Below are 26,665 nucleotides of genomic sequence, written 5' to 3'. Positions count from 1 at the left end.
GGTCCATCGCTGATGGTCGGATTATCGGCCTTCCCGACCGCAAAGGGAAAGCGCTGAAAGACAGTTTATTCGAGTGGGCGCTTGGAATGATCCCCAGGTATCTCGCGGACCAGTCGCGGCACCAGATAACCGGGCAGGCGTGCGCGCACGCCATCCAGCAAGCGTCTGGCCTCCGCGTCGTCGACCTCGAAGTGGGCACTGCCGGCGACCGGGTCCAACCCATGCAGATAATAGGGCAGTACACCGCAGGCGAAGAGCCGCTCGCTCAGTTCGGCCAGGATCTCGATCCGATCGTTGACGCCGCGCAGCAGGACGCTCTGGTTGAGCAGGGTGACGCCGGCTGCACGCCAGTCGAGCAGAGCCGAGCGGACGACCTCATCCAGTTCGCGTGGATGGTTGGCATGGATCACGAGCGTACTCGCGAACCGACCGCGTGTCAGGCTGGCGGCCAGACGTGCGGTCAGACGCGAGGGCGAGACGACCGGGACACGGCTGTGCAGTCGCAGACGCTGGAGGTGCGTGATGCACTCCAGATCCCGGATCAGGGCATCGAGCCGGTCGTCGTCGAGCATCAGCGGATCGCCGCCGCTCAGCACGACCTCGGTCAGACTGGGGTCGCGGGCGATCTCGTCCAGGGCGCGCTCCAGGCGTGCCTGACTCGGCCCCAGATCCTGATAGGGGAAATGGCGGCGAAAACAGTAACGACAATGGATGGCACAGGCGCCCGTCACCATCAGCAGCGCCCGTCCTGCATATTTCACCAGCAGTCCGGGAGCGCGTTCGGCGCAGGCGTCTCCGACCGGATCGGTGACATAGCCGGCGACCTGTTGGCGCTCGGCGGTCAGCGGCAACACCTGACGCAGCAGCGGATCGTCCGGATCACCGCGTCGCATACGTTCGACGAAGGTGCGTGGAACGCGCAGACCCCAGGACTCCGGCTCAGCGTCCAGATCCGGTATCCGCGTGCGATCCAGTTCCAGGAATGCGAGCAGTTCATCGACCTGGGTGAAGGCCGTGACCCGGTCGCGCCGCCACGTCTCACTCTGACAAGCGCCTGTCCTTCGCGGTAACATTGTCCGGTTTGATTTCACATGCAATGAGGATGACATGGCGTTCTACAGTACCAACGAATTCAAGGGCGGACTCAAGATCATGCTGGATGGAGATCCATACAGCATCGTCGAGAACGAGTTCGTCAAGCCGGGCAAGGGCCAGGCCTTCAACCGCGTTCGCATCCGCAACCTCAAGACCGGGCGCGTGATCGAGAAGACTTTCAAGTCCGGCGACACCGTCGAGGCGGCGGACGTGCATGATACCGACATGCAGTATCTCTACAACGACGGCGAGGAATGGCACTTCATGCACCAGGAGAGCTTCGAGCAGATGACCGCCACAGCGGCGGCCGTCGGCGAAGCGGCCAAGTGGATCAAGGAAAACGACATCTGCAAGGTCACGCTCTGGAACGGCGCGCCGCTGTCGGTCGAGCCGCCGAACTTCGTGGTGCTCAAGATCACTGAGACTGATCCGGGCGTGCGTGGCGATACCTCGGGCGGCGGCGGCAAGCCGGCTACGCTCGAAACCGGCGCCGTGGTGCGCGTGCCTCTGTTCGTGCAGACCGATGAGCTGATCAAGGTCGACACCCGCACCGGCGAATACGTCTCGCGCGTCAAGGAGTGATGTCCGAGGTCTCCAGCGCGGACTGGCGGCCGAACGCCGACCTGACGGCGATCCGGGCGCGCGCCGAACTCTATGCCAGGATCCGGGCGTTCTTCAGCGAGTCCGGCGTCCTGGAGGTCGAGACGCCCATCCTGTCGCGCGCGGCGGTCACGGATCCGGCGCTCGCCAGCCTCTCGACCCAGGTCGACATCGCCGGATTCGGCCCCAGGCGACCGCTCTATCTCCAGACCTCGCCCGAGTTCGCGATGAAGCGGCTGCTGGCCGCCGGCATCGGGCCGATCTATCAGATCTGCAAGGTCTTCCGCGACGAAGAGCGCGGGCGTCGTCATCATCCCGAGTTCAGCCTGCTGGAATGGTACCGGCCCGGCTGGGACTATGGGCGCCTGATGGACGAGGTCGGCGCCCTGGTCAGGCTGGCGCTGAATCGACCGACGATGCCGATCGAGCGCCTCACCTATCGCGATCTGTTTCGCGATGGACTCGGACTCGATCCCTGGTACACCGAGGTCGACCAACTGCGCCGAACCGCCGAGCGCGCCGGACTCCGGGGACTGGATGGACTCGACCTGGATCGTGACGGCTGGCTCGACCTGCTGCTGACCCAATGTCTGGAGTCCGGGCTCGGGCGGGGCCGGCTGACCTTTCTCTGCGACTATCCGCCCAGTCAGGCGGCCCTGTCGCGTGTGCGGACCTCGGGCGAGGTACCGGTCGCCGAGCGCTTCGAGCTCTACATCGACGGGATCGAACTGGCCAATGGCTTCGGCGAACTGGTCGACGTGCGTGAACAGCGCGCGCGTTTCCAGGCCGATCTCGCGTTCCGGCGCGAACAGGGCCGACCCGAACCGCCCATCGATGAGCCCCTGCTCGATGCGCTCGAACATGGAATGCCCGAATGCGCGGGCGTGGCGCTCGGACTCGATCGCTTGCTGATGATCGCCACCGGCGTCGAGCACATCGATGCCGTGTTGACCTTTGCCATCGAGCGCGCCTAGCCGGTGCTGGCGAACGCTCCAGCCGAACAGCCGACAACCGTTCGAGTCTAAGCCGATGTCCAAACGCTTGAGCCGTCTTACCGTTCGCACCCGCCATTGGATCGACCGCTCTGATCTGCCGTCGCGCTGGCGTGCACGACTCACCCAGGACGCCGATTCCGTACCGCTCGCCCTGGCCAGTGGTGAGCGCTGGCTAGGGCGCTGGGCCGGGATCGCGACCCTCATGGGTCTCTGCCTCTATCTGATCTGCGGCTATCACGCCGGTTTTCTCCGGCTCAACGCCCTGGCGGCCGACTATCCGAGCTGGGTCTGGGCCTGTCTCACGGTGCTGGGCGACGAGCGCGTGGCGTTCGCCTTGACACTCTTCTTCTCGTTGCGCCATCCGCGGTTGTTCTGGGCCCTGATCCTGTCGGCGTTGCTCGCCATCGCCGCCAGTCGAGGTCTGAAGGAACTGTTCGACGCCGCCCGGCCGCCGGCGGTGCTGGCGGCGGACGCCTTCAACCTCATCGGCCCGGCACGCGAGCGGGTGAGCTTTCCGTCCGGGCACAGTGTCACGGCCGCCGTCTTCTGTGGCGTGCTCATGCTGCATACGCGCTGGATCGAGTGGCGCCTGCTCCTGCTGTCGATCGCGATCCTGGTCGGCGCGAGCCGCGTGGCGGTGGGGGTGCACTGGCCGCTCGATGTGATCGCCGGCCTGACGCTCGGCGCGCTCGCCGCCTGGCTCGGTGGACGGCTCGCGGTGCGCTGGCCGGGGCCGGCGACCCGGTTGGGCGTGCATCTGACCTTCGTGGCGCTGGCCGTGCTGGCGGCCTTCAGCCTGCTCTTCGACGATGGGGGATATGCGCAAGCGGCGCTCATGCAGCGCCTGCTCGGACTCTGTGCGCTGGCGAGCGCTGTCTGGTGGTATCTTGTCGCCAAGCCGGTGCCGATGGAGACATCACCCGGCCGTTCCAATCCGAGCTGATCGCCAGCGTCCGTGGTACCCGACATGACCGAACGCCCCAAACTCCTGGTCGTCGATGACGAAGACAGCATCCGCGCGGTCATTCGTACCCGCTTCAGCGATGAGTTCGAGATCCTGGAAGCCGCCGACGGCACCGACGCGCTGGTGACGCTGGAGTCCGAAACCGGGATCGAGATCGTGCTCCTGGACGTCATGATGCCCGGCCTGGACGGCTTCGAGGTTCTGGACATCCTGCAATCGAATCCGCAGCTGGCCACGTGTCGGGTCATCATGCTGAGTGCACGGGCCGACGTCGACAGCAAGGTTCGCGCCCTGGCGGCCGGGGCCGTCGATTTCATCAACAAGCCCTTCGACCTGATCGAGCTGTCGGCGCGGCTGCAAACACAGGTTCGGCTCGCCCGAACCGAGGCGGAGCTGGCGCGCGCGCGGCACGAGGCAGAGTCGGCCAATCGTGCCAAGAGTGAATTCCTGGCCAATATGAGCCACGAGATCCGCACGCCGCTCAATGCCATCATCGGAATCGGCGAACTGCTGGCGAAGACCCGGCTGGATGCGACTCAGCGCGAGTACGTCCACATCATCGAGACCAGCGGCAATGCCATGCTGAGTCTCATCGAGGACATCCTCGATTACTCCAAGATCGAGGCGGGGAGGCTGGAACTGGATGCCGTGCGTTTCGCGCCGGCCGTCTGCATCCGGGAGGCCGTCGGCCTGGTGCAGCTCAAGGCACGCGAGAAGGGACTGAGGATCGATGTCGCGGTTGATCCAGGGATACCCGGCTACTTTCTCGGCGACAGTCATCGCTTTCGTCAGATCGCGATCAATCTGCTCGGCAATGCCGTCAAGTTCACCGAGCAGGGGCGCATCGGTGTCTCATTGAACGGCCATTCGATCGTGCCCGAGGACGCCGGTCAGGACCGGACGATGAGTCAGTCGGACGAGGCGTGGTACCAGTTGGTGCTGACGGTCGAGGACACCGGGATCGGGATACCGCCCGACCGGCAGTCGCACATCTTTGCGAAATTCAGCCAGGTCGACGCCTCGACCACCCGGCGCTATGGCGGCACCGGCCTGGGATTGGCGATCTGCCGTCAGCTCGCGCGCCTGCTGGGTGGCGATATCGAGGTCGAGAGTGCGGGTATCCCCGGTCAGGGCAGTCGCTTTCGCTGTACGGTGACGATGCGCGCCTGCCGCCGACAGCATGAGGCGCCCGAGGACCAGACCCGTGTTGCCGTCATGGGCGAGGAATCGCCGGCCGCCGTGTTACGCGAACCCCTGTCGACCCTGCGCGTGTTGATCGCCGAGGACAATCCCGGCAATCTGATCCTGATGCGCAAGTTGCTCCAATCCATGGGGGTGAGCGCTGACTTTGCCCACAATGGACTCGAGGCCGTCGAGGCCGCGCGTCAGGTCGCCTATGATGTCATCCTGATGGACGTGCAGATGCCCGAGTTGGACGGCATCGAGGCAACCCGCCGGATTCGCCGGTTCCAGCCGGACCGACAGCCGCTCCAGATCGTCGCACTGACGGCCAATGCCACCGAAGAGGATCGGCTGGCCTGCTTCGAGGCCGGAATGAACGGCTTCATCACAAAACCCGTTCGGATGCAGCGCCTGACGGAAGTGCTGGAACACTGCGCCCTGGTGCGTTGGTCCGGAGCGTCTTGAGTCAGCCGGCCCGACATTCATGAAAATCCGCATCACCACCAAGCTGCTCGTCGTCCTGATCATCACCGCCTTCGCGCCGTTGCTGATCCTGGGCTGGTTCGGCTATCAGAGCACGATCGGGATTCGCGAGATCGCGTCCCAGGCCAATCGTGACGTGGCCGAGCTGGCCATGTCTGACAGCAGCGCCGCGCTGTCGGCGGAACTCAAGACCCGCTTGCTTCATCTGACCGAGCGTCATGCGGGAGACGTCGACGAGATCCTGCTGAAGGTGCAGGGCGATACGGTCAAGCTCGCCGATTTCGCGCGCTATCTGTTCAATCACGGCGACACCCTGAACCGCTATGCCTTCCCGAGCGTCTATGAGCCGGCGCCGGAACATCGCAGCTTCGGCAGTCGCCGGCCGAACCGGAACTCCTGGCTCAGCGTGTTCGGCAACGCGGTCGACGATCAGGGCCGGATCAGCGCCGGGACGCTCGAGGACATCCATCTCACCGAATACATGGACATCCTGTTCCGCAGCGTCGCCGCGACCAACCCCTATGCGGTGCAGACCTACATCAACACGGCCAGCCAGTTGTCGCGCGGCATGCCGTTCGTGAACGGCGAATTCAAATGGGTCGACGGAACCGAACAGTTCGCCAATCTGCCGGATGTCACGGCCTTCGATTTCTACTATCTGGCGGATGCCGTGCACAACCCGGAACGCCGGCCCAAATGGACCGAGCTCTACTGGGATCCGGCGGGTCTCGGCTGGATGGTGTCGAGTATCGCCCCTGTCTATCGCGGCGATGATCTGGCCGCCGTCGTCGGAATCGACATCACGCTCGAGCGCATCGTCAAGGGCATCCTCAATCTCCAGGTCGAGCAGAGCGGCTTCGCCTTCCTCATGTCGGACGGCGGTCAGGCGATCGCCTTTCCCGAGCGTGCCGCCGGGTTCCTGGAGTTCCACGGCAGCTTTCAGGGCGAGTTCAAGGAGAACGAAGCCTTCAAGCACTCGCTCACCGAGATCCGCGATCCGGCCTTCCGGTCGATCATCGAACGCATGCGGCAGGGTGCGAGTGATCTGACCACCTATACCGACCCCAAGGATGGGCAAGACTATTTCTTCGCCTATCATCCGATCCCGGTCACGGGCTGGAGTGTGGGGATTGTCGTCCCGGTGCGTGAGGTGATCGCGCCGGCCGTGGCGACCAGCGAGAAGATCGAGCAGAGCCGGGCACTCACGGACGCCGAGCTCAACGCGCGCGCCGATGCGCTGGTGCAAACCTTCCTCTGGCTGCTGTTTGGCATCATGGCGACCCTGATCCCGGTGGCGCTCGTCTTCGCGCGCAGCATCTCCAGGCCGATCCAGGCGCTCGCCGAGGGTTCGCGCCGCGTCGGCGCAGGCGAGCTCGACCATCGCATCCAGGTCGACTCGGGCGACGAGATCCAGGATCTGGCGCTGACCTTCAATCAGATGGCCGAGGATCTCAAGAACAAGATCGACGAGATCGAAACGGCCAATCAGGAACTCCAGCAGCTCGACCAGCTCAAGTCCAAGTTCATCTCCATGGCCTCGCATGAATTGCGCACGCCCCTGATCGCCATCCAGGGCTATGTCGACCTGATCCGCGAGGGGCGGGGAGGGGAGATCTCGGCGGCCCAGCGCACGATGCTCGACACCGTCTCGCGCAACGCCACGCGTCTGGCGCGGATCGTCAGCGAGCTGCTCGACATCTCGCGCATCGAGGAGAACAAGCTGGTGCTGGAACGGGTGCCGGTCTCCCTGGGCCAGATCGTCAGCGAGATCACCGAGGAACAGCAGCCCTACCTGGAGAGCCGCAGGCACGCGCTCACCCTGGAGATCGCCGACGCGCTGCCCCGGGTCGACGGCGACCCGGATCGGATCTCGCAGGTCGTCATCAATCTGCTGGGCAATGCCATCAAGTACACGCCGGATGGCGGCCGGATCCATATCCGGGTCTATCCCGAGCCGGATCGGGTCCACCTCGAGGTCACGGATACGGGGATCGGCATCAAGCCCGAGGACATCGGCAAGCTGTTCAAACGCTTCTCGACCCTGGGCGACGTCACCAAGCACCGCACCGGCAAGAACGAATTCCTCGCCGGCGGCACCGGACTCGGACTCTCCATCGTCCAGGGCATCGTGCAGGCGCACGCGGGTAAGATCTGGGTCGACAGTGAATACGGCCGGGGAAGCACCTTCCATGTCCAATGGCCGATCGCGCATGAGCAGAGCCAGAGTCGCGAGACGCCACCGGCCCAGACTCAGCGCAGCGAGAAGGCTCAGTCTGCTGCTCCGGCCTTCAAGGTCATCCATTTCGAGCAGTCCGCCGCCACGCCGATCGACGCGGCTCCAGACGAACCCCTATCCATCCTCGTGGTCGACGACGAGCCCGACGTCATCACCTTCACGCGCGATCTGCTCGAGGATCGCTACCAGGTCTTCAGCGCCCAGACCGGGGCACTGGCGATCAAGGAAGCCATCGGCTGCCGGCCGCATCTGGTGCTGCTCGATGCCTGGATGCCCGGCATTTCGGGTTACGACGTCTGCCGCACCCTCAAGCGCAACAGCCATACGCGCGACATGCCCATCATCATCTTCACCGCCGCCACCCAGAAGATCGACGAGGAGCGGGCGCGTGAATCCGGCGCCGACGGCTTTGTCACCAAGCCGTTCCGGCGCGAACAGATCATCGAACTGATCGAAAGCTTCCGTGGAAGCCGGCCTTAGTTGAGTTCGGGCGTCTCGGCCGTCTCGATATAGACGAGACGCTCGGCGATGTTGGTGGCACGGTCGGCGACCCGTTCGTAGTGGTGAGCAATCCAGAGCAGTTGCATCCCGAGCAGGCACGAGGAAGCCTGTTGGTCGCACAGCCAGGCGATGACATCGCGGACGGCCGCTTCTTCCAGGGCATCGACCTCGTCCTCGCGTGCCACGGCGGCGCGTGCCTGATCGGCGTCGCCGTTCTCGGCATACACGGCCATGACGCGGGTGAACATCGCCAGCGCGATGTCGCCCATCAGACCGATACGCTTGGCCGGCTCCTGGGGGAGCGGCAGGGCTGGGGCCTTCAGCAGGATTCGCGCGACATCGGCGGCATGATCGGCGATGCGTTCCAGCTCGGCGATCATTTCGAGCGAGGCGCCGATCAGACGCAGATCGCGTCCGGCCGGCTGATGTGAGGCCAGCACGACGAGCGCCTGCTGTTCCAGGAAGCGCCGTTCACGGTTGATGAGGGCATCATCGGCGACGATCCGGCGGGCCAGATCCGAGTCCTGGTGGCGCAGGGCCTCCAGTGAACGATGCAGGCCGGCGGCGACCTGTTCACCCAGCGACAGGATGCCTGCACGCAGAGCCTCGCGTTTCTTCTCGATCAGGAGTTGCATCGTTTCCATCTCGCTCAGACCGTTTCATACACCGATCGGCGGAGTATAGCGAGCGGATTTGACGATTCAGTGACGGCTCAGGCCGTCGTCTCAAGTTCTTCCGGCGGCTGCGGCCAGGCGCTCAAGACGGCCTGTACCAGCGTGGCGAGCGGAATGGCGAAGAAGACGCCCCAGAAGCCCCAGAGTCCGCCGAAGATCAGGATGGCGACGATGATGGCCACCGGATGCAGATTGACGACTTCCGAGAAGATCAGCGGCACCAGCACGTTGCCGTCGAGCGCCTGGATGATGCCGTAGGCGAGCGTCAGCCAGGCGAACTCCGCCGACCAGCCCCACTGGAACCAGGCCACCAGCAGCACGGGCACGGTGACGACCGCCGCGCCGATGTAGGGAATGATCACCGAGAGGCCGACCAACAGCGACAACAGCATCGCGTATTTCAGCCCGAAGGCGGCGAAGGTGACGAGGCTCGCGCCCCAGACGATCAGGATCTCCTAAGCCTTGCCGCGAATGTAGTTGGATATCTGACGATCCACGTCGCGCCAGACGTGCCCGGCGATGCCATGATGCTTGGGCAGGTATTGTCTGAACCAACCGAGGATGAGTTCCTTGTCCTTCATGAAGAAGAACACCAGGATCGGCATCAGGATCAGATAGACCAGGATGGTGATGACCCCGGCGACATTGGCCAGCGACCAGGAGAGCACCTGCTGGCCGAACGCGACGGCCTCGGCGCGCATGAAGGCGATCAGCTCTTCGATCTGAGCCTGGGTGAGCAGATCCGGATAGTGCTCGGGGAGATCCATCAGAAAGCGGGTTCCTTCCGAAACCATGTTCGGCAGTTGCTGGACCAGATCCGTGACCTGGCGCGAGAGCAGCGGCATGACGCCGATCAGGACCAGGACCACGAAGAGCACGAAGAGCAGATAGACCAGCACCACGCTCGGCAAGCGCGGCAGTCCGCGTCGCTGGAGCAGGCCGACGAGTCCTTCCAGCAGATAGGCGATGACGATGCTGGCGAGCACGGGCGTGAGCATGTCGCCCAAAAAGAGCACGACCGTGAAGACGGTCAGCAGCAGAAGGCCGAGGAAGACGATCTGCGGATTGGAGAGATTGCGTTTGAACCAGCGCGCGACGATGTTCATGGTAGCCTGTCTTCAGTCCTGCGCCGCGATCCTGGCTCGGTAATCGTGATAATGACGCGCGAAGAGTGCCTCCAGCTCGTCGATGACAGCATGGGCCGAACGTCCCTGAAGCACATGCGCCGACATCAGGGCGGAGGTCTCGTGCAGCAGGACATCACGTTCGAGCATGTCGTAGCTCTGCGAGAGACGCTTGATGGCGCCGACCACGCTCTCCTGCTCGGGCCTAGGGACGGGGCGCGGTTCGCGCGCGACGGCGGGCGGGCGCGAAGACGGTTCGGCGCGCGCGGCCAGGAAGTCGGCGAATGCCAGCAGCGTCTCGCGCTCGGCTGGCCCCAGGGCGCGCAAACGCTTGAGCAGACGCCGTTCGTCGGCGGAGATCGGGTTCGGATTCATGCGATGACGGCCATGCGAAAGAGACAGCGCTTATATCACAGTCGACCGCCGTGCCGGTAGCCGCTGGTCCGGCCCCAGATGGATGGGGCCGGACAAAGATGGATTTGCCGCTGTGCATCGCCTAGAGTGTCCGGCGCCCGCTGTGGGCTTCGCGGCCGAGTCGGGATCAGCGTATACGCGATCCGGCTCTGGCCACTGAAACCATCATAAGGATAACCCCTAAATGCTCAATACCCCGATCACCCGCTCGCTGGCACTCTGTCTGGCCACGAGCGTCTGTGGCGTCCAGACGGCCCTGGCCTCCGGTTTCATGCTGCCGGAATCCTCGACTGCCGGTATCGGTCTGACCAACGCCCTGGTCGCCAACCCCGAGGAACGGGGCGCCTTTGCCTACAATCCCGCCGCCATGGGCTTCCATGACCGCTCCAGCCTGGCGCTCGGCACCTATTTCGTCGGTCCCAACTTCAGCGTGGACACCACGAGTGGCCACCACGACAGTGATGGTGCCGAGTGGATGGTCGTCCCTATGATCCAGGGGGCTTTCGCGCTCGACGATCACTGGCGTCTCGGACTCGGTGTCAGCGTCCCCTTCGGACTGGAGACGCGCTGGTCGGATGGCGCTTTTCCGGCGGTCAGCGGCACGCGCACCCTCGGTGGCTTCAGTATCCCGCTCGGTCATCCGCTGACCAGCAAGGTCGAGGTCGTCGACCTCAGCCCGACCGCAACCTATCGGCTCAGTGACGATCTGAGTCTGTCGGCCGGAATCGACATCTATTGGGCCAGACAGGCCAAACTGGACTCGACGCTCGGCACACTCAGCGGCGATGGTCACGGACTGGGTTTCAACCTCGGAGCCCTCTACCGCCAGGGCGCCTGGAGTGTCGGCGCGGTGTTCCACTCATCGGCCACCCTGGAACTCGAGGGTGACTTCACACCCAAGAGCTCGGTTCTGGTCGGTCTCGGGCGTCTGGCGCGCGGACAGTCGGCCGAGCTGGATCTGTCCTTGCCCTGGCGTCTGCAGCTGGGCGCGCGCTATGCGTTCGACGAGCGTCTGGCCGTCGAGTTCGATATCAGCCGTACCGGCTGGAGCGCGTTCAATGACATCAAGGTCACGGGCCGGCACGCGGACACCGTGATCTTCGTCGACCAGAACGACTGGGACGACGCCAATGCCTATCGACTCGGCGCGACCTATCGACTCGACGATCGGACTCGGCTGAGTGTCGGTTACACCTATGATGAGACCGGACAGGGCGACGATCACTTCAGCGCCCGCGTGCCCGACAACGACCGTCATCTCTTCGGCCTGGGTCTGGCCCGATCACTTGGCAACGGACTGTCACTGGAGGCGGCCTACATGTACGTTCGCGCCCTGGATCGTGACTATCGTGGCTCCAGAAACTACAGGGGCGGCGACCTGAACGGCTCGACCGCGCTGAGCGGAGAGTACAGCATGGATGCGCATCTGATCGGTCTGGAGGTCGTCAAGGTCTTCTGAATCTGACCAACGGGGGCGAGGCGATGGAGAGGACGGGACGCTGGCGGCGACTGAGCGAGGCACTGCTGAATCCGCGCGTGGACGACCGCCGACTGGAATCGGCCCTCGCCTCGGCGCGCGAGCGCGCCCCCGTGCCGCTGATCTGGCTCATCGGCAAGACCCAGTCGGGCAAGACCTCGATCATCCGTGCCCTGACCGGCAGTCCGGCCGCCGAAATCGGCAACGGCTTCCAACCCTGCACCCGGACCGCGCGGATCTACGACTTTCCGGCCACGGCCCCCGTGGTCCGCTTTCTGGATACGCGCGGTCTGGGTGAGGTCGATTACGACCCGGAAGACGACATCCGGTTCGGCGAGTCCCAGGCCCATCTGCTGCTGGCGGTCATGCGGGCGTGTGATCTGGATCAGGAGGTGGTCCTGGGCGTGGTGCGCACGGTACGCCAGCGTCATCCCGAATGGCCGCTGGTGATCGTTCAGACCGCACTGCACGAAGGTTATCCGCCCGACTTCGAGCACCCGCACCCCTATCCATTCGACGCCGAACCCTCGCCGGCGGGCCTGCCGGCCGATCTGGCGCGCGCGCTCAGGGTGCAGCGTGACCAAGCGGGCGATCTCCCCGGACGTGCCCCGGTACGCTGGGTTCCAGTGGATCTCACGCTACCGGAGGATGGTTACGCGCCCGCCGACTACGGTTTGGAGGCGCTGTGGAAAGCGATCGACACGCTGTCCGCCCTGCCGCTGCGCCATCTGCTCGGGCGCGACTCCGAGGTTATGGATCTGTTCGAGCAGGCGGCACATCCGCACATCGTCGGCTATGCGCTGGCCGCAGCTGGAGTCGGAGCCTTGCCGCTGGTCGACCTGGCCGGTGTGCCCGCGATCCAGGCCAAGATGCTCCAGAGTCTGGCCGCCCTCCACGCGCAGACCTGGGATCGCCGCACCATCCTCGAATTCCTGGGGTTGCTGGGAACCGGCGTCGGAATCGCCTATGGGACACGGATGGCCGGTCGAACTCTGATCAAGCTGGTGCCTTATCTCGGGCAGACGCTGGGCGCGGTCTGGGGCGCGAGCGCCAGTGGCGCGACGACCTTCGCGCTCGGCAAGGCGGCGGCCTATTATCTGCGCCGGCGCAATCTCGCGCTGAGCACGGAGGCACGGGCGCTGCGGCGAGTGTTCGCCGATCAGATCACCCAGGGCGCCAAGCTGCTGCGCGAATCGAGTTGAGCGCTTTGGTGCGCGCACGCTCATGACGGGGGGAGGGGGACGCAAGATGAATCGAATCGATCCCTGGTGGCTGGTCTCGCTGCTGCTGTGGCTGGTGCCCTTCGTCGCGCTCCTGCCGCTGGGATTCGTCTGGCTGCACCAGCACGACGCGGCGCTCTACTGGTTCGCCACCATCATCCTCTGCGGACTGCTCGGATTCGGCGTGCAGTTCTGGCTCAGGCGACGCGAGCGTGCCGCGCTCGATCTGGAACACACGGGACCGGACCCGGCCTGGCCGCCATCCGCCGACGGGGCCTGGACCCAGGTCGAGGAGCTGGCCGAGACGCTCGACCCGGCCGATTGGCCGCTCGACGAAGAGATGCGGCTTGGGGTGCTCGCCCTGCGTACCCTGGAGCGGGTCGCCGGTCATTTCCATCCCGAGGTCGAGACCCCCCTGCTCGAACTGCGTGTCCCGCACGCCCTGCTCATCATCGAGCGCGCGAGCCGCGATCTGCGACGAAGTATCACCGAGCACGTCCCGCTGAGTCATCGTCTGACCATCGGCACGCTGGCGCGCGCCTATCGCTGGCGGGGGTTTGCCGAGCGGGTGCTGAGTCTCTATCGCGCTGGTCATCTGGTCCTCAACCCGGTCGGCGCTCTGTTGAACGAAGCCCTGGGTCAGCTGCGCCAGCGCGGCTTTGCGGCGGCACGCGAGGATCTCTATCGCTGGCTGCTCCAGGAATATGTGCGCCAGGTCGGGCGCTACGCCATCGAACTCTACAGCGGGCGCCTGCCGCTGAACGACGCCGAGCCGGTCGAGCGGCTGACCCGGGATTCGCGACGCGACCTGGAGCGTGCCGTCGAGATCGAACGCGCACCCCGCGAGCATCTGGAACAGGAGCCAATGCGTTTTCTGGTGCTCGGACGTTCGAACGCCGGTAAGTCGAGCCTCATCAACGCACTCTTCGGGCATCCGCGCGCGGCGGTCGACATCCTGCCGGACACCACGCGGGCGCTCACGCCCTATCGGTTGGAGCACGACGGTCTCGATCAGGCGCTGATTCTGGATTCGCTAGGTGCTGAGCGGCTGAGCTACCAGACCCTGCACGATGCAGCCAACGTGGCTGACGCCATTCTCTGGGTGAGTGCGGCGCACCGACCGGATCGTCAATCCGAGCGCCGGACACTGCAAGCTCTGCGCACGGCGCTGGCCGCGCGGATCGATCGGCGTCCGCCGCCCGTGCTGGTGGTCGTCACGCATATCGATCAATTGCGTCCACTGCGCGAGTGGCGACCGCCCTACGATCTCACCGACACGACCTGTCTCAAGGCGATGAGTATCCAGGCGGCGGTCGCCGCCCTGGCGACCGACCTCGACGTACCCATCGCCCATGTCATACCTGTTTGTCTGGCCGAGGGGCGGTTCTACAACGTGGAGGATACGCTCTGGGCCGCGCTCCTGGAGCAGATGGATCGTGCCCAGCGTGCGCGGTTGCTGCGGTGTCAGGTGGCACAGCGGCGCCAGGAGAATTGGACGCTGCTTCGGCGCCAGCTCGCCAACGCGGGACGCTTCTTGCTTGCCTGGCCCGGACGATCATCGCGCCATTCGGCACCGCCTTGACCGCTACGGATGTCGGGCGGCAATGGAGCTGACCCAACATGGCCATCGCGTGCTGCACGCCGACCGCGCCACATCCGCACGCGAGGTGCCGGACGCCGATCTGCTGATCGGCGCGGTGCTCATCCCTGATGCCACCACTCCGCGTCTTGTCGAGCGCGCGCTCGGCCAGGGGGGCCAGGCAATCGTTGGGGCGGCCGGTGGCATAGTGGCGGCAGTTGCGGCCGACATGGGGCGGCTTGCCGCACGCCAGGCAGTCGGCCTCGCGCCCGTAGTCCGATTGGCTCAGAGCGGCCCGGCAGTTCCAGCATTGCCCGACGATCTCGGCGTTCATTCAGTGCCCTCGCGCGGATATTCGATCCACCGCACCGAAGGGGGCGTGGGCGGAAGCTCTGCGAAACTGTCACCGTTGGCTGCCCCGACGAACTGGAAACGCGCCTCCGGTCCGATGGCTCGGGGGTCCGGGTTCAGATAAGCGGTTCCGATCCAGCCGCGCGGCTTGAGGCTCTGATCCGGCGTATCCGGGCCGGCGAGACGGGAGCGCACGCGGATGATGTCGCCCGGCTTCACCCGGATGCTGGATTGCAACACAGAAATGACCTCCATCCGGTAGAGCGCTTCGTAACCTGTCTGCTGCGGAGCCTCCAACACCTTGACCTCCAGCTTTGCTGCCACTCCCGTCGGCGGTGACTGGTCGGCCCGGACCGTTCCCCACTGGACCGACAGCGCGCCGAGGGCGGCGATGGTCGCGATCCGAATCACATCGAACTTGAACATGACGGAGTCCTCATCGGAGTGGATGTCGACCGTGCGGCCTTGACCAGGCCACAACGGATTCCAGTCGCAGTCTAGTCGAGACGGCGCCGATATGCGCTTGCCGACGATCGGAGACTGGACTGTCTACTCCTGGTTCTGTTCGACGACTGACGGCGGAGACGGCGGTTCGAGCACGAGCCGCCGGCCGCCGATCAAGGCGGCGGCGACGGTCTGCCGCGCCCGCGCCAGCGTGCGCGACAGCGTGGTGCGCGACACCCCCAGCCGTTCGGCGGCTTCCTCCTGGTACAGCCCTTCGAGATCCATCAGACGCAGGGCTTCGAGCTCATCCGGGCGCAGCGTGAGGGTTTCGAGCTGACGTCCGCGTCGTCCGCAGGGTTTGAAGCAGAGTTCGCCGGGATCGAAGCCAATCCGGCGTGTGCGGCGGTGTCTGGGCATGAACAGAGGCTCCTGGGTGGATCGACAGGGGTTGGATGTGGCGTCTATTGAAATGCACATATGTGCGACTGGCATTGCGAAATGTCAGGGTAAATCGATCGGGAATAGACGGATACTTCCAACACGGATGGCGATCCTATCGCGGTCCCGGAGTCCGGGTGGTTCCGATCCGATGTCGGACACCGCGACGCGAATTGATTCAGGTGGATAGAGGCCGTCGGGCTGATGCAATCACCGGCGTTCACGGCCCATCCGCCACCGACGAGGAGTCCAACAATGCCGATGCAAGATGGAACAGGTCCGCGTGGAGCCGGACGGGGTCAGGGTCAAGGACGTGGACGCGGTCCCTGTGGCCGTGGTCGACGCGCCATGGCCGGTCAGGGTTTCGGTCGCCTGGGGCGTTCGGAATTCGGTGTTTCAGCGGCCGCCAGGCCGTTGAGTGAAGAGATCGCCCAGTTGCGCGTGCAGCTGGAACAGTTGGAGCGTGGTGTCCTGTCGGAGTCGGCGCGATGAAACTGGCGATCTCGATGGCCGGTGACACGCTCGAGGCCGCCTTCGATGCCCGTTTTGGGCGTGCGCCGTTCTTCGTCCTGGTCGACAGCGAAAGCGGCGAGTGGACATGTCTCCCCAATCCGGCGCTGGAGGCTGACGGCGGTGCCGGCGTGCGCGCGGCGCAGTTCCTTGCCTCTCAGGGCGCGCAAGCCGTGGTCAGCGGCGCCTATGGGCCGAAAGCCTGGACCACGCTGCACGCCGCCGGCCTCCGCACCTTACTGGCCCCCGAAGGGCAGGACGCCCTGATCGGGCGTCAGTTGCTAGACCAGTTTCGCGCCGGCGCCCTGCGCGCGGCCGAGGCGGCCAGCCACGACGGTCATCACGGAGGCTGACGCCGATGCGTGTGGTGGTAGCCAGCGGCAAGGGCGGCACGGGTAAGACGACGCTCGCGACCGCACTGGCCCAGGTCGCGGCGGAAACCCAGGCGGTGCGCGTGCTCGACTGCGACGTGGAAGCGCCGAACGCGGCGCTGTTTCTGCATCCGCAGTGGTCGAGCGGGGCGGAGGTCACGCGCCCCGTGCCGCGCGTGGACGCCGAGCGTTGCACCGCCTGCGGGCGCTGTGCCGAGGTCTGTCGGTTCAATGCCCTGGCCGTCGTTGGCGGCGCCGTGCTGGTGTTCGATGATCTCTGCCATGGCTGCGGACGCTGCACCTGGATCTGTCCCGAACAGGCCATTCACGAAGAGCCGCTGACGGTCGGTCGGATCGAAGCCGGCTGGACGCCCGAGGGCATCGATCTGGCGCAGGGCCTGCTGCGCATCGGTCAGCCGATGGGGCTGCCGGTGTTGCGAGCCCTGAAGCACTGGCCGCCTACGACCGAGTCCGCGTCTGTATCCGTATCCGCACGTCCGTCGCCCTGGATCGAGATCCGCGACGCCCCGCCCGGTGCCTCCTGCCCCGTGGTCGAGACCCTGCGCGGGGCCGATGCGGTGATCCTGGTGACTGAGCCGACCGCCTTTGGTCTGCATGATCTGCGGCAGGTGGTGGGCATCGTCCAGGAGCTGGGGCTACCGGCCTGGGTAGTGATCAATCGCGACGGCATCGGCCAGGCCCCGATCGACGCCTATTGCGCCGAGCAGGGGCTGCCGATCGCGCTCCGCCTTCCGCTGGAGCGGCGGCTGGCCGAGGCGCTGGCGCGCGGCCAGTCGCTGCTGGCGGCCGCGCCCGAGTATCGCCCCGCGATACGCCATCTGTTGGAGCGTCTGCGGTGCGAGGTGAGCGGAGCATGAAGGAGATCGTGATACTCAGCGGCAAGGGCGGCACCGGCAAGACCAGTGTCACTGCGGCGCTGGCCCATCAGGCGGCCCTGGCCCAGCCGGGGCGCTGGCTGTTGGCCGATGCCGATGTGGACGCCGCCAATCTGGCGCTACTGCTGGAGGCCCGCGCCACAGTGGCCGAGCCCTTCGTCAGCGGCGCGGTGGCGGTCATCGACCGCGACACCTGTAGCGACTGCGGCGCCTGTGAAGCCGCCTGCCGTTACGAGGCGCTGGCGCAGATCGATGGGCGCTGGCAGGTCGATCCGATCGCCTGCGAAGGTTGCGGGGCCTGTCTCGATCGCTGTCCCAGTGAGGCGCTGTCATTGGTGCCGCAGACGGTCGGTACCTGTCGGCGTTCCGAGACGCCCTATGGTCCGCTGCACCATGCCCATCTGAATCCGGGCCAGGAGAACTCGGGCAAGCTGGTGACAGCCGTCAAGCGCCGGGCGCGCGCTCAGGCCGAAGCGGAGGGCTGTGCGGGTCTCCTCGTCGATGGCCCGCCGGGCATCGGCTGTCCGGTGATCGCCGCCGTGTCCGGGGCCAGTCTGGCGTTGCTGGTGACTGAGCCGACAGTCTCGGGGCGCGAGGATCTGGAGCGCGCCCTGGCGACGGTACGACATTTCCGGGTACCGGCACGGATCTGTATCAACAAGGCCGATCTCTATCCTGAGGGCACGCGTGCCATCGAGGAACTGGGTGCGGCGTTGGGTGTGGCCACGATCGCCCGGTTGCCGTTCGACCTGAGCCTGGCCGAGGCGCTGGCCGCCGGACGGCCGGTGACGGCCCATCGTCCGGAGGCACCGGTGAGCCGGGCGCTCGCCGCACTCTGGACGACTTTACAAGCGCCTCTCGGCCACACGGCCGGATCGGCTTGATCGACGATATCATTCACTTGGAGTTGACCGCATGAAGATTGCCGTAACCGCTGAAACCAACCAGGGACTCGACAGTCCCGTCGCCCAGCATTTCGGGCACGCCCCCTATTTCGTGCTGGCCGAGCTGGAGCAGGGGGGCGTGCGGACCTCTGAAGTAGTAGCCAATCCCTTCGCTGAAGCGCATGAACCGGGGCAGATTCCCGCTTTCATCCATCAGCAAGGCGCTCAGGTGATGATCAGCGGCGGCATGGGCGGACGCGCCATCGCCTTTTTCCATGAAGCCGGTATCGAGACCGCAACCGGAGCCGGCGGAACGGTCGGCGAGGCGCTGCAAGCCTATCTGGCCGGTCGGCTGACGGGCGCGGCTCCCTGTGCCGACAGCGTCGCGCATGGGCATGGGTGAGCGCCGCGATTGCTTGGGGCCAGCTGTCGGCTGAACGCCGGAAAGCGCTTCAGTCGGCGCAGCGGTTGTGGATTCAGTATCGGGATGCGAACTGCGACTTCTACCTCGACCCCGAAGGTGGGACGCTCCATCGTGTGATGGCCGCCGACTGCGTGTTGCGGGAAACGGCCGAACGCGCGAAGGAGTTGGACGGTCTGGCCGACGTCTACGGTCACTGAGTGACGTGCATTTCAGCGATCGCCACCAACCGCTCCATCTGCCGCGCAAGCGCAATATCGCGCTCGGTGATCCCGCCGCTCTCATGCGTGCTCAGTGCCACGCGCACCTGTCCGTAGACGTTGCTCCAGTCGGGATGATGGTTCATGGACTCGGCGATCAGGGCCACCTGGGTCATGAAGCCGAAGGCGCGTACGAAGTCCGTGAAGACGAAGGTTTTGCACAACTGGCCGCCGGAGAGCGACCAGCCGCCCTGGCCCAAGGCGTTGAGGTCGGTGAGGGCGGTCGTCAAGGTATCGGTATCGAGTCGTGTCGTAGACATCGCTGTCTCCAGTCGGTATATCGGGCGGTTTTTTGGGATCTGAGTGCGGATATGGGCGCACGGTCTCCTGATTGCCACACGGACTTGCTGCCATGCTCTACGCCGGTTTGAAAACACTCCATCTCATCGGCGTCGTGCTGCTGGTCGGCAACGCGATCGTCACCCTGATCTGGAAACTCGCCGCCCACCGGACCCGCGATCCGCGTGTGTTGGCCTTCGCCCAACGGCTGGTGGTCATCACGGACGTTTGGTTCACCGTCGGCGGTGTGGTGCTGCTCGCGCTCGGCGGCTACGGGGCGGCGCTCGTCGCGGGCCTCGATGTCCTGAACGTCGGCTGGTTGGTCTGGGGACAGGGGTTGCTGGCCCTCTCGGGCGCGCTCTGGGCCGGCGTGCTGGTCCCGGCGCAGATCCGCCAGGGTCGGCAGGCGCGGGCCTTCGCTGAAAGCGGGGAGATTCCGGCGAGCTACTGGCGGGCGGGGCGGCGCTGGGCCGTGTGGGGTGTGGCGGCGACCGTGCTGCTGCTGGTCGCCGTCGGGGTCATGGTGGCCAAGCCAGTTTGAACGACCTGCTCAAACCTGACCGTAGATCGCCTGGGGTTGCTGCGCATACGCCGCCCAATAGCCATCGCCATAGGAATAGTGCCACCATTCCGAGGGCATGGGCGCAAAACCGGCCTGGAGCATCGCCAGCAGGAGCAATCGGCGATGTGCCTGGGCGAGCGGCGGAATCCGTTCGGACAGTAGGTGTGAGCGTTCCTCAAGCGCGTTGACGCCCGATCCCATGTCGACGCGTTCCTGGTTCTGCATCAACGCCAGATCCACCGCGCCGCCGGTCTGAACCGCCCCGGGTTTCTCGGAGGCTCCAACCTTGAGAGTATGGAGCCATGAAGACAGCAACGACGTATTCCCCCGAAATGCGCGCGCGTGCCGTTCGGATGGTGCGTGAGCATCAGGGGGAGCATGAAAGCGAATGGGCGGCGATGGTCTCGATTGCCGGCAAGATCGGCTGCACAGCCGAGACGCTGCGCCGCTGGGTGCGCCAAGCAGAGAAGGACGCGGGTCAGCGCGAGGGGCTGACCACGCCCGAGCGTGAGCGCCTCAAGGAGCTGGAGCGCGAGAACCGGGAGCTTCGGCAAGCCAATGAGATTCTGCGCAAGGCCTCAGCGTATTTTGCCCAGGCGGAGCTCGACCGCCCCTTGAAGCAATGAAGGCCTTCATCGACGACCATCGCGAGGCCTACGGGGTCGAGCCGATCTGCAAGGTGCTGCCGATCGCCCCATCGACGTACTACCGACAGGCGGCTCGGCAGGCGGATCCGGCGCAGCGCTCGGCGCGTGATCAGCGCGATGCGGTCGTGATGGAGCAGATCCAGCGGGTCTGGGACGAGCACTTTCAGGTCTATGGCGTGCGCAAGGTCTGGCGGCAGCTGCGCCGTGAAGGCCTGGTCGTGGCCCGCTGTACGGTGGCACGCCTGATGCGCCAGATGGGGTTGAAAGGCGTGGTGCGTGGGCAGGCGGTCAAAACGACACGCCGCGACCTGGCCGGCGCCTGTCCAGACGATCTGGTCAACCGGCAATTTCAGGCGCCGCGACCCAATGCGCTGTGGGTGTCTGACTTTACCTATGTCTCGACCTGGCAAGGCTTTGTCTATGTCGCCTTCGTCATCGACGTGTTTGCCCGGTGTATCGTGGGCTGGAACGTCTCCAATTCGATGCGCACAGAGTTCGTCCTGGAGGCCCTGCAACAAGCCTTGGCCGCCCGTCGCCCCGCCCGCCAGGGCGCGTTGATCCATCACAGCGATCGGGGAGCCCAGGGCGGATTCAACCGGTCGTCGCAACATCTCGATATTGGAGGTATTGCATGGGACGATCACATGGCTGGGGTGCTGAGCAGACAGGACGCGCAGCGATGCGTTCGCCTGGCGGACCGAGCGTCAATCAGCGGGATGCCAAGCGCGCGTTCTGGCAGCGCATTGCTGAGGGACTATCGAGTGAGGACGCCGCCTTGGTGTGTGGTGTATCGCCGCCGGTGGGATCGCGGTGGTTTCGCGAAGCAGGAGGCATGATACCGGCTCACTTGGCGCAGCACTCAGGGCGCTATCTGTCATTCTCAGAGCGCGAGGAATTGGCGCTGTTGCGCGCTCAGGGGACTGGGGTTTGCGAGATCGCCCGGTGTCTGGGGCGGTCGCCGTCGACAGTCTCGCGCGAGTTGCGACGCAATGCGGCCACCCGGGGTGGCATGCTGGAGTATCGGGCCACAGTCGCGCAGTGGAAAGCGGAGCGGGCCGCCAAACGACCCAAGGCGGCCAAGCTCGTCAAGAATGACCGGCTGCAGGCCTATGTGCAATCACGTCTCGCCGGTACGGTGACTGATGTTGACGGCAGACCTATCCCAGGCCCTAACGTCGCCTGGAAGGGCCGGCGGCATGGACGCCGAGCCGACCGACGATGGGGCATCAGCTGGAGCCCAGAGCAGATCAGTCGTCGACTGCGGGTCGACTTTCCGGATGATGAGACCATGAGGATCTCTCACGAGGCAATCTATCAGGCCCTCTACATTCAAGGACGCGGTGCACTGCGCCGTGAGTTGTCGGCGTTTCTGCGTAGCGGCCGGACGCTGCGGGTGCCACGAGCCAGGAGACGGCAACGAGGCAAACACTTCATCTCGCCCGATGTGCTGATCAGCCAGCGCCCGGCAGAGGTCGCCGACCGTGCCGTTCCCGGCCATTGGGAGGGCGACCTGATCATTGGTCTGAATAGTTCGGCGATTGGAACCTTGGTCGAACGCACGAGCCGGTTCACGCTACTGCTGCACTTGCCGCCCATGCCGGATCACGGCTCCGGTGCCCGAGCCAAGAACGGGCCAGCACTGGCCGGTCATGGGGCTGAAGCCGTCCGCGATGCCATCGCCACAAAGATCGCGACGCTGCCCGAACAGCTCTGTAAGTCGCTGACCTGGGATCAAGGCGCGGAACTGGCGCAACACGCGCAGCTACGGATTGATACCGGCCTGGCGATCTACTTCTGTGACCCACGCAGTCCTTGGCAGCGTGGGACCAACGAGAACACCAATGGCCTACTGCGCCAATACTTTCCTAAGGGGACTGACATCAGCCGGTACTCCGCGCATGAGCTTGATGCTGTGGCGACCACCCTCAACACCAGACCCCGTAAAACATTGGGCTGGAAAACGCCTGCTGAAGCTCTCAAAGAACTACTATCTTCGGAATCATGAACCCGCGTTGCGACGACCGGTTGAATCCGCCCACTACAGGACGCTTTTTAGGCGATTTGAGGCGACTCGACGCGCATCCATGCGATCGTAAGTCTTTGAATTTATGGAGCCGATGAGCGGATTTGAACCGCTGACCCACGCATTACGAATGCGTTGCTCTACCAACTGAGCTACATCGGCTAAGGAGCCGAAAATAATATCCGAAGCCGTCGCTCACATCAAGTCATGCGACACACCCGACGCTCACCCCTGGTTTTAGGACTTCACGCGCTGACCATGTCGTTCAGGCATGCCCGATCAACTCATCGATATGGGTGTTCACACAACGCCCGAGCGCCGAGAGCGTATAGCCGCCCTCCAGGCAGGAAACGACCCGATCCTGGCTATGCCGTTTCGCCAGTTGGTGGATCTCGCGCGTGATCCAGCCGTAGTCGGAGGTGTGCAGATTGAAGTGCGCCATGTCGTCCTCGATGTGTCCGTCGAAGCCGGCGGAAATCATGATCAGCTGCGGCTTGAAGTCATCCAGTCGCGGCAACCAGGCCTGCTCGATCGCCGCCTTGAAGGCGGCCCCATCGGTCAGACGCGGCAGGGGCAGATTGATGACGTTGGGCGCGTCGGTATCCGCCCCCGTGCCCGGATAGAAGGGATGCTGGAAGCTGGAGCAGAACAGGATTCGCTCATCCCCGATCACGATCTCCTCGGTGCCATCCCCATGATGGACGTCGAAGTCGATGATGGCTACCCGTTCCAGCCCATGATGCTCCAGGGCATGCAGCGCGCCGATAGCGACATTGTTGAAGATGCAGAACCCGCTCCCCTTGGCGCGTCCGGCATGATGCCCCGGCGGACGCACGGCACAAAACGCGGCATGATGCCGTTCACCCATCACCAGATCGACGCCCAGAATCGCCGCGCCCGCCGCGTGCAACGCGGCCTCCAGCGTATGACTGTTCATGGCGGTGTCGCCATCGATCCAGGTCAGCACGTCCTCGACCTGGGGCGAGGCGGCCATGATGGTCTCGATGTAGTCACGATCGTGTGCGCGCGCGATAGACTCGACGTCGGCCTTGGGTGCGTCATAATGGGTGAGTAACATCTCCATGCCGGAGGCGATCAGCCGGTCCTGGATCGCATAGAGCCGTTCGGGGCATTCGGGGTGATGGGCTCCCATCCGATGCTCGCGACAAGACGGATGTGAGATGAAGGCGAGGTTCATAGAAAGCTGTCCTCAAGACTCGATCGCCACGCTTGACCCATGGGGGTAGGAAGCAATTCTTTTCTTCAACTGGCTTGCGGCCAAACTCGTGGCCGCCGTGCGGTGGCCATGCCACAGATTAAACCCTTTTTCGGCTCGGAGTGCGGATCTCATGCGTTTGACGGATATCGACCAACTCTTCACGCCGGGGGCCGTGGCCGTCTTCGGTGCCAGTGACAACGACGGCTCGATCGGCGGACTGGTCTTTCGCAACCTGCTCGCCGGCGGTTACAAAGGCCAGTGTTACGCCATCAATCCCAAATATACCGAGGTGGCGGGCCAGCCCTGCTACAGCAACCTGAACGAGCTGGACAAACAGATCGATCTGGCCCTGATCGCCACGCCGGGCGAGTGTGTGCCGGCCATCCTCGATCAGTGCGGCAGCTATGGCGTCAAGGCCGCCGTGGTGCACTCGGCCGGATTCGGTGAGCACGGTGAGCGCGGCATCGCACTCCAGGAGAAGATGGTCGAGGCGGCGCGGCGCAACCGCATCCGTGTCATGGGACCGAACTGTCTGGGCGTGATGCGTCCGCAGCACGGCCTGAACGCCAGCGTCGGCGAGGATCTGCCGCGCCGGGGCAATGTGGCCCTGGTCTCGCAGTCGGGCGCCATCTGTACCGCCATGATCGACTGGTCGGAGTCGCGCGGCGTGGGTTTCTCGGCGGTGGTCTCGATCGGGGCGGCGGCGGATGTGGACTTCGGCGACATCCTCGACTATCTGGCGCTCGACACCCAGACCCAGTGCATCCTGCTCTATGTCGAGGGCATTCGTCACGCCCGCCACTTCATGAGCGGTCTGCGCGCGGCGGCGCGGCTCAAGCCGGTGGTCATCGTCAAGGCCGGACGCCATCCGGCCGGCACCCGCGCCATCAAGTCGCACACTGGCGGCTTCGTCGGCTCAGCCGAGGTCTTCCGCGCCGTCACCGACCGCGCCGGCGTGGTTCAGGTGGCCAATCTGGATCAGCTCTTCGCCGCCGCGCAGGTGTTCGGCACCCGGCGCCGGCTGGCGGGGGATCGCATCGCCATCATCACCAATGGCGGCGGACCGGGCGTGCTGGCAGCCGACCGCACGGTGGAACTAGGCCTGACGCTGGCGCAATTCACCGAGTCCACGCGCCAGAAACTCGAACAGGCATTGCCCGACTACTGGTCGCACGGCAACCCGATCGACATCATCGGTGACGCGCCGCCCGAGCGCTATCGGGTCGCACTCGAAGCCTGCCTGGCCGACCCGGAGGTCGACGGCGTGCTCTGCATCCTGGCCCCGCTGGTGTTCGGCGATCCGGTGGCCACGGCCCAGCAGGTCATCGAGGCGGCCAAGGGCAGCCGCAAGCCGGTACTGGCCTGCTGGATGGGCGGCAAGCGGGTGCTGGAGGCCCAGGCGTTGCTCTCCGAACACGACGTGCCTCAGTTCGACAGCCCGGAGGCGGCGGTCGAAGCCTTCTCCTTCCTGGCCATCCATCAGCGCAACCAGAAGCTGCTGATGCAGTCGCCGGCACCGCTCTCCTATGAAGATCCGCCCGATGTCGAGGGGGCGCGTCTGATCATCGAGGGGGTCATGTCCGAGGGGCGCAAGGTGCTCGGCACCATCGAGGCCAAGGCCATCCTCTCGGCCTTCCGCATCCCGACCATGCAGGCGATCCTGGCCCGCACCCCGAACGAGGCGCTGATGGCAGCTCAGGCGCTGGGCTTCCCGGTGGTGATGAAGATCAACTCGCCCGATCTGGAGCACAAGTCGGACGTCGATGGCGTCAAGCTCAACATCGACGACGCTCAGTCGGTTCGACGGACCTTCACCGAGATCATGGAGCGCGCCAAGCGGCTGCGCCCGGATGCGCGTTTCGACGGCATCACGGTCGAGCGCATGGTCTCCACGCGCGCGGCGCGTGAGCTGATGATCGGCGTCTTCCGCGACAAGATCTTCGGTCCGGTGATCCTGTTCGGTGCCGGCGGTACCAAGGTCGAGGTGCTGGGCGACCGGGCACTGGGGTTGCCGCCGCTCAACGCCTTCATCATCGAGACCATGATCGATCACACGCGGGTGGCGCGACTGATGGGCGCCTTCCAGCACATGCCGCCGATGAATCGGGTGGCGCTCGCGCGCATCCTCCAGCGCGTCTCGGAGATGGTCTGCGAACTGCCCGAGATCATCAGCATGGACATCAACCCCCTGATCGGCAACGACAAGGAGGTGATCGCCGTGGATGTCCGCATCAAGGTCGACTACCGTCCGCCGCAACAGCCGACCTATGGTCACATGGCCATCCATCCCTATCCGAGCCATCTGATCGAGCGCGTGCAACTGCCCGACGGCCGGGATCTGGTCATCCGCCCGATCCGGCCCGAGGACGCCGAGATGGAGCAGGCGTTCGTGCGCGGACTCTCGGAGCAGACCAAGTATTTCCGCTTCATGCAGGCGATCAAGGAACTCACGCCCGAGATGCTGGTGCGCTTCACCCAGATCGACTACGACCGCGAGATGGCCCTGATCGGCGTGCTGGAAGAGAACGGCGTGGAGATCGAGGTCGGGGTGGCGCGCTACATGAGTCGTCCGGGCGGCGAGAGCTGCGAGTTCGCCATCGTGGTCTCGGACAACCATCGCAACCTGGGCATCGGTGCGCGCCTGATGCGCTCGCTGATGCAGAACGCGCGCTTACGCGGGTTCCGCCTCATGGACGGCGAGGTGTTGACGGCCAACTCGCGCATGCTGGCGCTGATGAAGTCGCTCGGCTTCCGCATCGAGAGCGATCCGCAGGATCTGGCCGTCAAGCTCGTGACCAAGGTGTTGTGAGACCGAG

Annotated in this window: 25 protein-coding genes, 1 tRNA gene, 3 pseudogenes and 1 other annotated feature; of the genes and pseudogenes, 19 read left to right on the top strand and 10 right to left on the bottom strand. The window is 65.1% G+C overall.

Going from position 1 to position 26,665, the window contains the following annotated elements:
* Nucleotides 1-65 precede the first annotated feature (65 nt).
* Entirely contained in the window at nt 66-1,073 is a 1,008-nt protein-coding gene (gene epmB, locus ALVIN_RS08695) for an EF-P beta-lysylation protein EpmB (RefSeq protein WP_012970958.1), read from the bottom strand.
* Nucleotides 1,074-1,107: 34 nt separating this feature from the next.
* Here epmB and efp point away from each other — a divergent pair, with 34 nt between their 5' ends.
* Genes efp through ALVIN_RS08670 form a run of 5 tightly spaced genes read left to right on the top strand, consistent with a single transcriptional unit; the run spans nt 1,108 to nt 8,035 of the window.
* Nucleotides 1,108-1,677, top strand: a complete 570-nt coding sequence (gene efp / locus ALVIN_RS08690) for an elongation factor P (protein WP_012970957.1) — start codon at nt 1,108-1,110, stop codon at nt 1,675-1,677.
* Nucleotides 1,677-2,669, top strand: coding sequence for an EF-P lysine aminoacylase EpmA (gene epmA, locus ALVIN_RS08685; RefSeq protein ID WP_012970956.1), 993 nt, complete (start codon nt 1,677-1,679; stop codon nt 2,667-2,669). Before efp ends, epmA begins: the two co-directional genes overlap by 1 nt.
* 55 nt (nt 2,670-2,724) lie before the next feature.
* Complete coding sequence (locus ALVIN_RS08680) at nt 2,725-3,633, top strand: phosphatase PAP2 family protein (protein ID WP_012970955.1); 909 nt, start codon at nt 2,725-2,727, stop codon at nt 3,631-3,633.
* Nucleotides 3,634-3,657: 24 nt separating this feature from the next.
* Nucleotides 3,658-5,301 carry a response regulator gene (locus ALVIN_RS08675; protein ID WP_012970954.1) on the top strand — a complete coding sequence of 548 codons (1,644 nt, stop codon included), beginning with the start codon at nt 3,658-3,660 and terminating at the stop codon, nt 5,299-5,301.
* A 19-nt stretch (nt 5,302-5,320) separates the two neighbouring features.
* Nucleotides 5,321-8,035 carry an ATP-binding protein gene (locus tag ALVIN_RS08670; RefSeq protein WP_012970953.1) on the top strand — a complete coding sequence of 905 codons (2,715 nt, stop codon included), beginning with the start codon at nt 5,321-5,323 and terminating at the stop codon, nt 8,033-8,035.
* Here ALVIN_RS08670 and phoU read toward each other — a convergent pair.
* The 3 genes and pseudogenes from phoU to ALVIN_RS08655 all read right to left on the bottom strand — a co-directional run bounded on the left by phoU (nt 8,032) and on the right by ALVIN_RS08655 (nt 10,229).
* A complete protein-coding gene (phoU, locus tag ALVIN_RS08665; RefSeq protein WP_012970952.1) occupies nt 8,032-8,691 on the bottom strand; it encodes a phosphate signaling complex protein PhoU in 660 nt (219 codons plus the stop codon). The genes ALVIN_RS08670 and phoU overlap by 4 nt on opposite strands.
* A 77-nt stretch (nt 8,692-8,768) precedes the next feature.
* Nucleotides 8,769-9,836 (bottom strand): annotated as a pseudogene (locus ALVIN_RS08660) (AI-2E family transporter).
* Between the two features lie 12 nt (nt 9,837-9,848).
* A complete protein-coding gene (locus tag ALVIN_RS08655; RefSeq protein ID WP_012970951.1) occupies nt 9,849-10,229 on the bottom strand; it encodes a hypothetical protein in 381 nt (126 codons plus the stop codon).
* Between the two features lie 223 nt (nt 10,230-10,452).
* On the opposite strand from ALVIN_RS08655, the gene ALVIN_RS08650 reads away from it, so the two are divergent.
* The 4 genes and pseudogenes from ALVIN_RS08650 to ALVIN_RS18295 all read left to right on the top strand — a co-directional run.
* Entirely contained in the window at nt 10,453-11,727 is a 1,275-nt protein-coding gene (locus ALVIN_RS08650; RefSeq protein ID WP_012970950.1) for an OmpP1/FadL family transporter, read from the top strand.
* Between the two features lie 23 nt (nt 11,728-11,750).
* A complete protein-coding gene (locus ALVIN_RS08645; protein ID WP_012970949.1) occupies nt 11,751-12,947 on the top strand; it encodes a YcjF family protein in 1,197 nt (398 codons plus the stop codon).
* A gap of 46 nt (nt 12,948-12,993) precedes the next feature.
* Nucleotides 12,994-14,547, top strand: coding sequence for a GTPase family protein (locus ALVIN_RS08640; RefSeq protein WP_012970948.1), 1,554 nt, complete (start codon nt 12,994-12,996; stop codon nt 14,545-14,547).
* 22 nt (nt 14,548-14,569) lie between these two features.
* Nucleotides 14,570-14,653 (top strand): annotated as a pseudogene (locus tag ALVIN_RS18295) (hypothetical protein); the annotation flags it as partial.
* A 221-nt stretch (nt 14,654-14,874) separates the two neighbouring features.
* Here ALVIN_RS18295 and ALVIN_RS08635 read toward each other — a convergent pair.
* Both ALVIN_RS08635 and ALVIN_RS08630 read right to left on the bottom strand, forming a co-directional pair.
* On the bottom strand, nt 14,875-15,321 hold the full coding sequence (locus ALVIN_RS08635; protein WP_012970947.1) for a hypothetical protein: 447 nt from the start codon (nt 15,319-15,321) through the stop codon (nt 14,875-14,877).
* A 123-nt stretch (nt 15,322-15,444) separates the two neighbouring features.
* Complete coding sequence (locus tag ALVIN_RS08630) at nt 15,445-15,756, bottom strand: DUF134 domain-containing protein (protein ID WP_012970946.1); 312 nt, start codon at nt 15,754-15,756, stop codon at nt 15,445-15,447.
* 282 nt (nt 15,757-16,038) lie between these two features.
* On the opposite strand from ALVIN_RS08630, the gene ALVIN_RS17565 reads away from it, so the two are divergent.
* The 6 genes from ALVIN_RS17565 to ALVIN_RS08605 are packed head-to-tail and all read left to right on the top strand — an operon-like array spanning nt 16,039 to nt 19,059.
* On the top strand, nt 16,039-16,269 hold the full coding sequence (locus ALVIN_RS17565) for a cytoplasmic protein (RefSeq protein WP_148217482.1): 231 nt from the start codon (nt 16,039-16,041) through the stop codon (nt 16,267-16,269).
* Entirely contained in the window at nt 16,266-16,640 is a 375-nt protein-coding gene (locus ALVIN_RS08625) for a NifB/NifX family molybdenum-iron cluster-binding protein (RefSeq protein ID WP_012970944.1), read from the top strand. The genes ALVIN_RS17565 and ALVIN_RS08625 overlap by 4 nt, the downstream gene beginning before the upstream one ends.
* Nucleotides 16,641-16,645: 5 nt before the next feature.
* Nucleotides 16,646-17,536, top strand: a complete 891-nt coding sequence (locus ALVIN_RS08620; RefSeq protein WP_012970943.1) for an ATP-binding protein — start codon at nt 16,646-16,648, stop codon at nt 17,534-17,536.
* Complete coding sequence (locus ALVIN_RS08615) at nt 17,533-18,438, top strand: nucleotide-binding protein (RefSeq protein ID WP_012970942.1); 906 nt, start codon at nt 17,533-17,535, stop codon at nt 18,436-18,438. Before ALVIN_RS08620 ends, ALVIN_RS08615 begins: the two co-directional genes overlap by 4 nt.
* A gap of 31 nt (nt 18,439-18,469) precedes the next feature.
* Nucleotides 18,470-18,841, top strand: a complete 372-nt coding sequence (locus ALVIN_RS08610) for a NifB/NifX family molybdenum-iron cluster-binding protein (protein ID WP_012970941.1) — start codon at nt 18,470-18,472, stop codon at nt 18,839-18,841.
* Nucleotides 18,838-19,059 carry a lysozyme inhibitor LprI family protein gene (locus ALVIN_RS08605; RefSeq protein WP_223295192.1) on the top strand — a complete coding sequence of 74 codons (222 nt, stop codon included), beginning with the start codon at nt 18,838-18,840 and terminating at the stop codon, nt 19,057-19,059. Before ALVIN_RS08610 ends, ALVIN_RS08605 begins: the two co-directional genes overlap by 4 nt.
* Here the strand turns inward: ALVIN_RS08605 and ALVIN_RS08600 are convergent.
* Nucleotides 19,053-19,379, bottom strand: a complete 327-nt coding sequence (locus tag ALVIN_RS08600) for a 4a-hydroxytetrahydrobiopterin dehydratase (protein ID WP_012970940.1) — start codon at nt 19,377-19,379, stop codon at nt 19,053-19,055. The genes ALVIN_RS08605 and ALVIN_RS08600 overlap by 7 nt on opposite strands.
* A gap of 92 nt (nt 19,380-19,471) precedes the next feature.
* Here ALVIN_RS08600 and ALVIN_RS08595 point away from each other — a divergent pair, with 92 nt between their 5' ends.
* Complete coding sequence (locus ALVIN_RS08595; protein ID WP_012970939.1) at nt 19,472-19,939, top strand: DUF2269 family protein; 468 nt, start codon at nt 19,472-19,474, stop codon at nt 19,937-19,939.
* 9 nt (nt 19,940-19,948) lie between these two features.
* On the opposite strand, the gene ALVIN_RS08590 is transcribed toward ALVIN_RS08595, so the two are convergent.
* Entirely contained in the window at nt 19,949-20,275 is a 327-nt protein-coding gene (locus ALVIN_RS08590; protein ID WP_263053320.1) for a M15 family metallopeptidase, read from the bottom strand.
* Here ALVIN_RS08590 and ALVIN_RS17060 point away from each other — a divergent pair.
* Both ALVIN_RS17060 and ALVIN_RS08575 read left to right on the top strand, forming a co-directional pair.
* A pseudogene (locus tag ALVIN_RS17060) lies at nt 20,263-21,236 on the top strand (IS3 family transposase); the annotation flags it as partial. The gene ALVIN_RS08590 and the pseudogene ALVIN_RS17060 sit on opposite strands and share 13 nt — an antisense overlap.
* Nucleotides 20,541-20,657 (top strand) — a sequence feature (AL1L pseudoknot). (Overlaps the previous pseudogene by 117 nt.)
* A 2-nt stretch (nt 21,237-21,238) precedes the next feature.
* On the top strand, nt 21,239-22,612 hold the full coding sequence (locus ALVIN_RS08575) for an IS30 family transposase (protein ID WP_012970936.1): 1,374 nt from the start codon (nt 21,239-21,241) through the stop codon (nt 22,610-22,612).
* 104 nt (nt 22,613-22,716) lie between these two features.
* Here ALVIN_RS08575 and ALVIN_RS08570 read toward each other — a convergent pair.
* Both ALVIN_RS08570 and ALVIN_RS08565 read right to left on the bottom strand, forming a co-directional pair.
* Nucleotides 22,717-22,792 (bottom strand) — tRNA-Thr (locus tag ALVIN_RS08570).
* 103 nt (nt 22,793-22,895) lie between these two features.
* Complete coding sequence (locus ALVIN_RS08565; RefSeq protein WP_012970935.1) at nt 22,896-23,828, bottom strand: histone deacetylase family protein; 933 nt, start codon at nt 23,826-23,828, stop codon at nt 22,896-22,898.
* Nucleotides 23,829-23,979: 151 nt separating this feature from the next.
* Between ALVIN_RS08565 and ALVIN_RS08560 the strand changes: the two genes are divergently transcribed.
* The gene (locus tag ALVIN_RS08560; protein ID WP_012970934.1) at nt 23,980-26,658 is read left to right on the top strand and encodes a bifunctional acetate--CoA ligase family protein/GNAT family N-acetyltransferase; all 2,679 of its coding nucleotides are present in this window, start codon (nt 23,980-23,982) and stop codon (nt 26,656-26,658) included.
* Nucleotides 26,659-26,665: the final 7 nt, after the last annotated feature.

The sequence above is a fragment of the Allochromatium vinosum DSM 180 genome (genome assembly GCF_000025485.1).
Lineage (GTDB): Bacteria > Pseudomonadota > Gammaproteobacteria > Chromatiales > Chromatiaceae > Thermochromatium > Thermochromatium vinosum.
Note: the sequence above shows the minus strand (reverse complement) of the source record. Positions and strands in the feature narration are given on the sequence as shown.

Excerpts from the sequence above, each read along its gene's own strand:
- ALVIN_RS08680 (WP_012970955.1), top strand. The coding sequence starts at position 2,725 with ATGTCCAAACGCTTGAGCCGTCTTACCGTTCGCACCCGCCATTGGATC.
- ALVIN_RS08655 (WP_012970951.1), bottom strand. The coding sequence starts at position 10,229 with ATGAATCCGAACCCGATCTCCGCCGACGAACGGCGTCTGCTCAAGCGT.
- ALVIN_RS08650 (WP_012970950.1), top strand. The coding sequence starts at position 10,453 with ATGCTCAATACCCCGATCACCCGCTCGCTGGCACTCTGTCTGGCCACG.
- epmB (WP_012970958.1), bottom strand. The coding sequence starts at position 1,073 with ATGTTACCGCGAAGGACAGGCGCTTGTCAGAGTGAGACGTGGCGGCGC.
- epmA (WP_012970956.1), top strand. The coding sequence starts at position 1,677 with ATGTCCGAGGTCTCCAGCGCGGACTGGCGGCCGAACGCCGACCTGACG.
- ALVIN_RS08670 (WP_012970953.1), top strand. The coding sequence starts at position 5,321 with ATGAAAATCCGCATCACCACCAAGCTGCTCGTCGTCCTGATCATCACC.
- ALVIN_RS08615 (WP_012970942.1), top strand. The coding sequence starts at position 17,533 with ATGAAGGAGATCGTGATACTCAGCGGCAAGGGCGGCACCGGCAAGACC.
- ALVIN_RS08630 (WP_012970946.1), bottom strand. The coding sequence starts at position 15,756 with ATGCCCAGACACCGCCGCACACGCCGGATTGGCTTCGATCCCGGCGAA.
- ALVIN_RS17565 (WP_148217482.1), top strand. The coding sequence starts at position 16,039 with ATGCAAGATGGAACAGGTCCGCGTGGAGCCGGACGGGGTCAGGGTCAA.
- ALVIN_RS08610 (WP_012970941.1), top strand. The coding sequence starts at position 18,470 with ATGAAGATTGCCGTAACCGCTGAAACCAACCAGGGACTCGACAGTCCC.
- ALVIN_RS08560 (WP_012970934.1), top strand. The coding sequence starts at position 23,980 with ATGCGTTTGACGGATATCGACCAACTCTTCACGCCGGGGGCCGTGGCC.
- ALVIN_RS08645 (WP_012970949.1), top strand. The coding sequence starts at position 11,751 with ATGGAGAGGACGGGACGCTGGCGGCGACTGAGCGAGGCACTGCTGAAT.
- ALVIN_RS08625 (WP_012970944.1), top strand. The coding sequence starts at position 16,266 with ATGAAACTGGCGATCTCGATGGCCGGTGACACGCTCGAGGCCGCCTTC.
- ALVIN_RS08595 (WP_012970939.1), top strand. The coding sequence starts at position 19,472 with ATGCTCTACGCCGGTTTGAAAACACTCCATCTCATCGGCGTCGTGCTG.
- ALVIN_RS08565 (WP_012970935.1), bottom strand. The coding sequence starts at position 23,828 with ATGAACCTCGCCTTCATCTCACATCCGTCTTGTCGCGAGCATCGGATG.
- ALVIN_RS08675 (WP_012970954.1), top strand. The coding sequence starts at position 3,658 with ATGACCGAACGCCCCAAACTCCTGGTCGTCGATGACGAAGACAGCATC.
- ALVIN_RS08640 (WP_012970948.1), top strand. The coding sequence starts at position 12,994 with ATGAATCGAATCGATCCCTGGTGGCTGGTCTCGCTGCTGCTGTGGCTG.
- ALVIN_RS08575 (WP_012970936.1), top strand. The coding sequence starts at position 21,239 with ATGGGACGATCACATGGCTGGGGTGCTGAGCAGACAGGACGCGCAGCG.
- ALVIN_RS08620 (WP_012970943.1), top strand. The coding sequence starts at position 16,646 with ATGCGTGTGGTGGTAGCCAGCGGCAAGGGCGGCACGGGTAAGACGACG.
- ALVIN_RS08635 (WP_012970947.1), bottom strand. The coding sequence starts at position 15,321 with ATGTTCAAGTTCGATGTGATTCGGATCGCGACCATCGCCGCCCTCGGC.
- phoU (WP_012970952.1), bottom strand. The coding sequence starts at position 8,691 with ATGCAACTCCTGATCGAGAAGAAACGCGAGGCTCTGCGTGCAGGCATC.
- ALVIN_RS08600 (WP_012970940.1), bottom strand. The coding sequence starts at position 19,379 with ATGTCTACGACACGACTCGATACCGATACCTTGACGACCGCCCTCACC.
- efp (WP_012970957.1), top strand. The coding sequence starts at position 1,108 with ATGGCGTTCTACAGTACCAACGAATTCAAGGGCGGACTCAAGATCATG.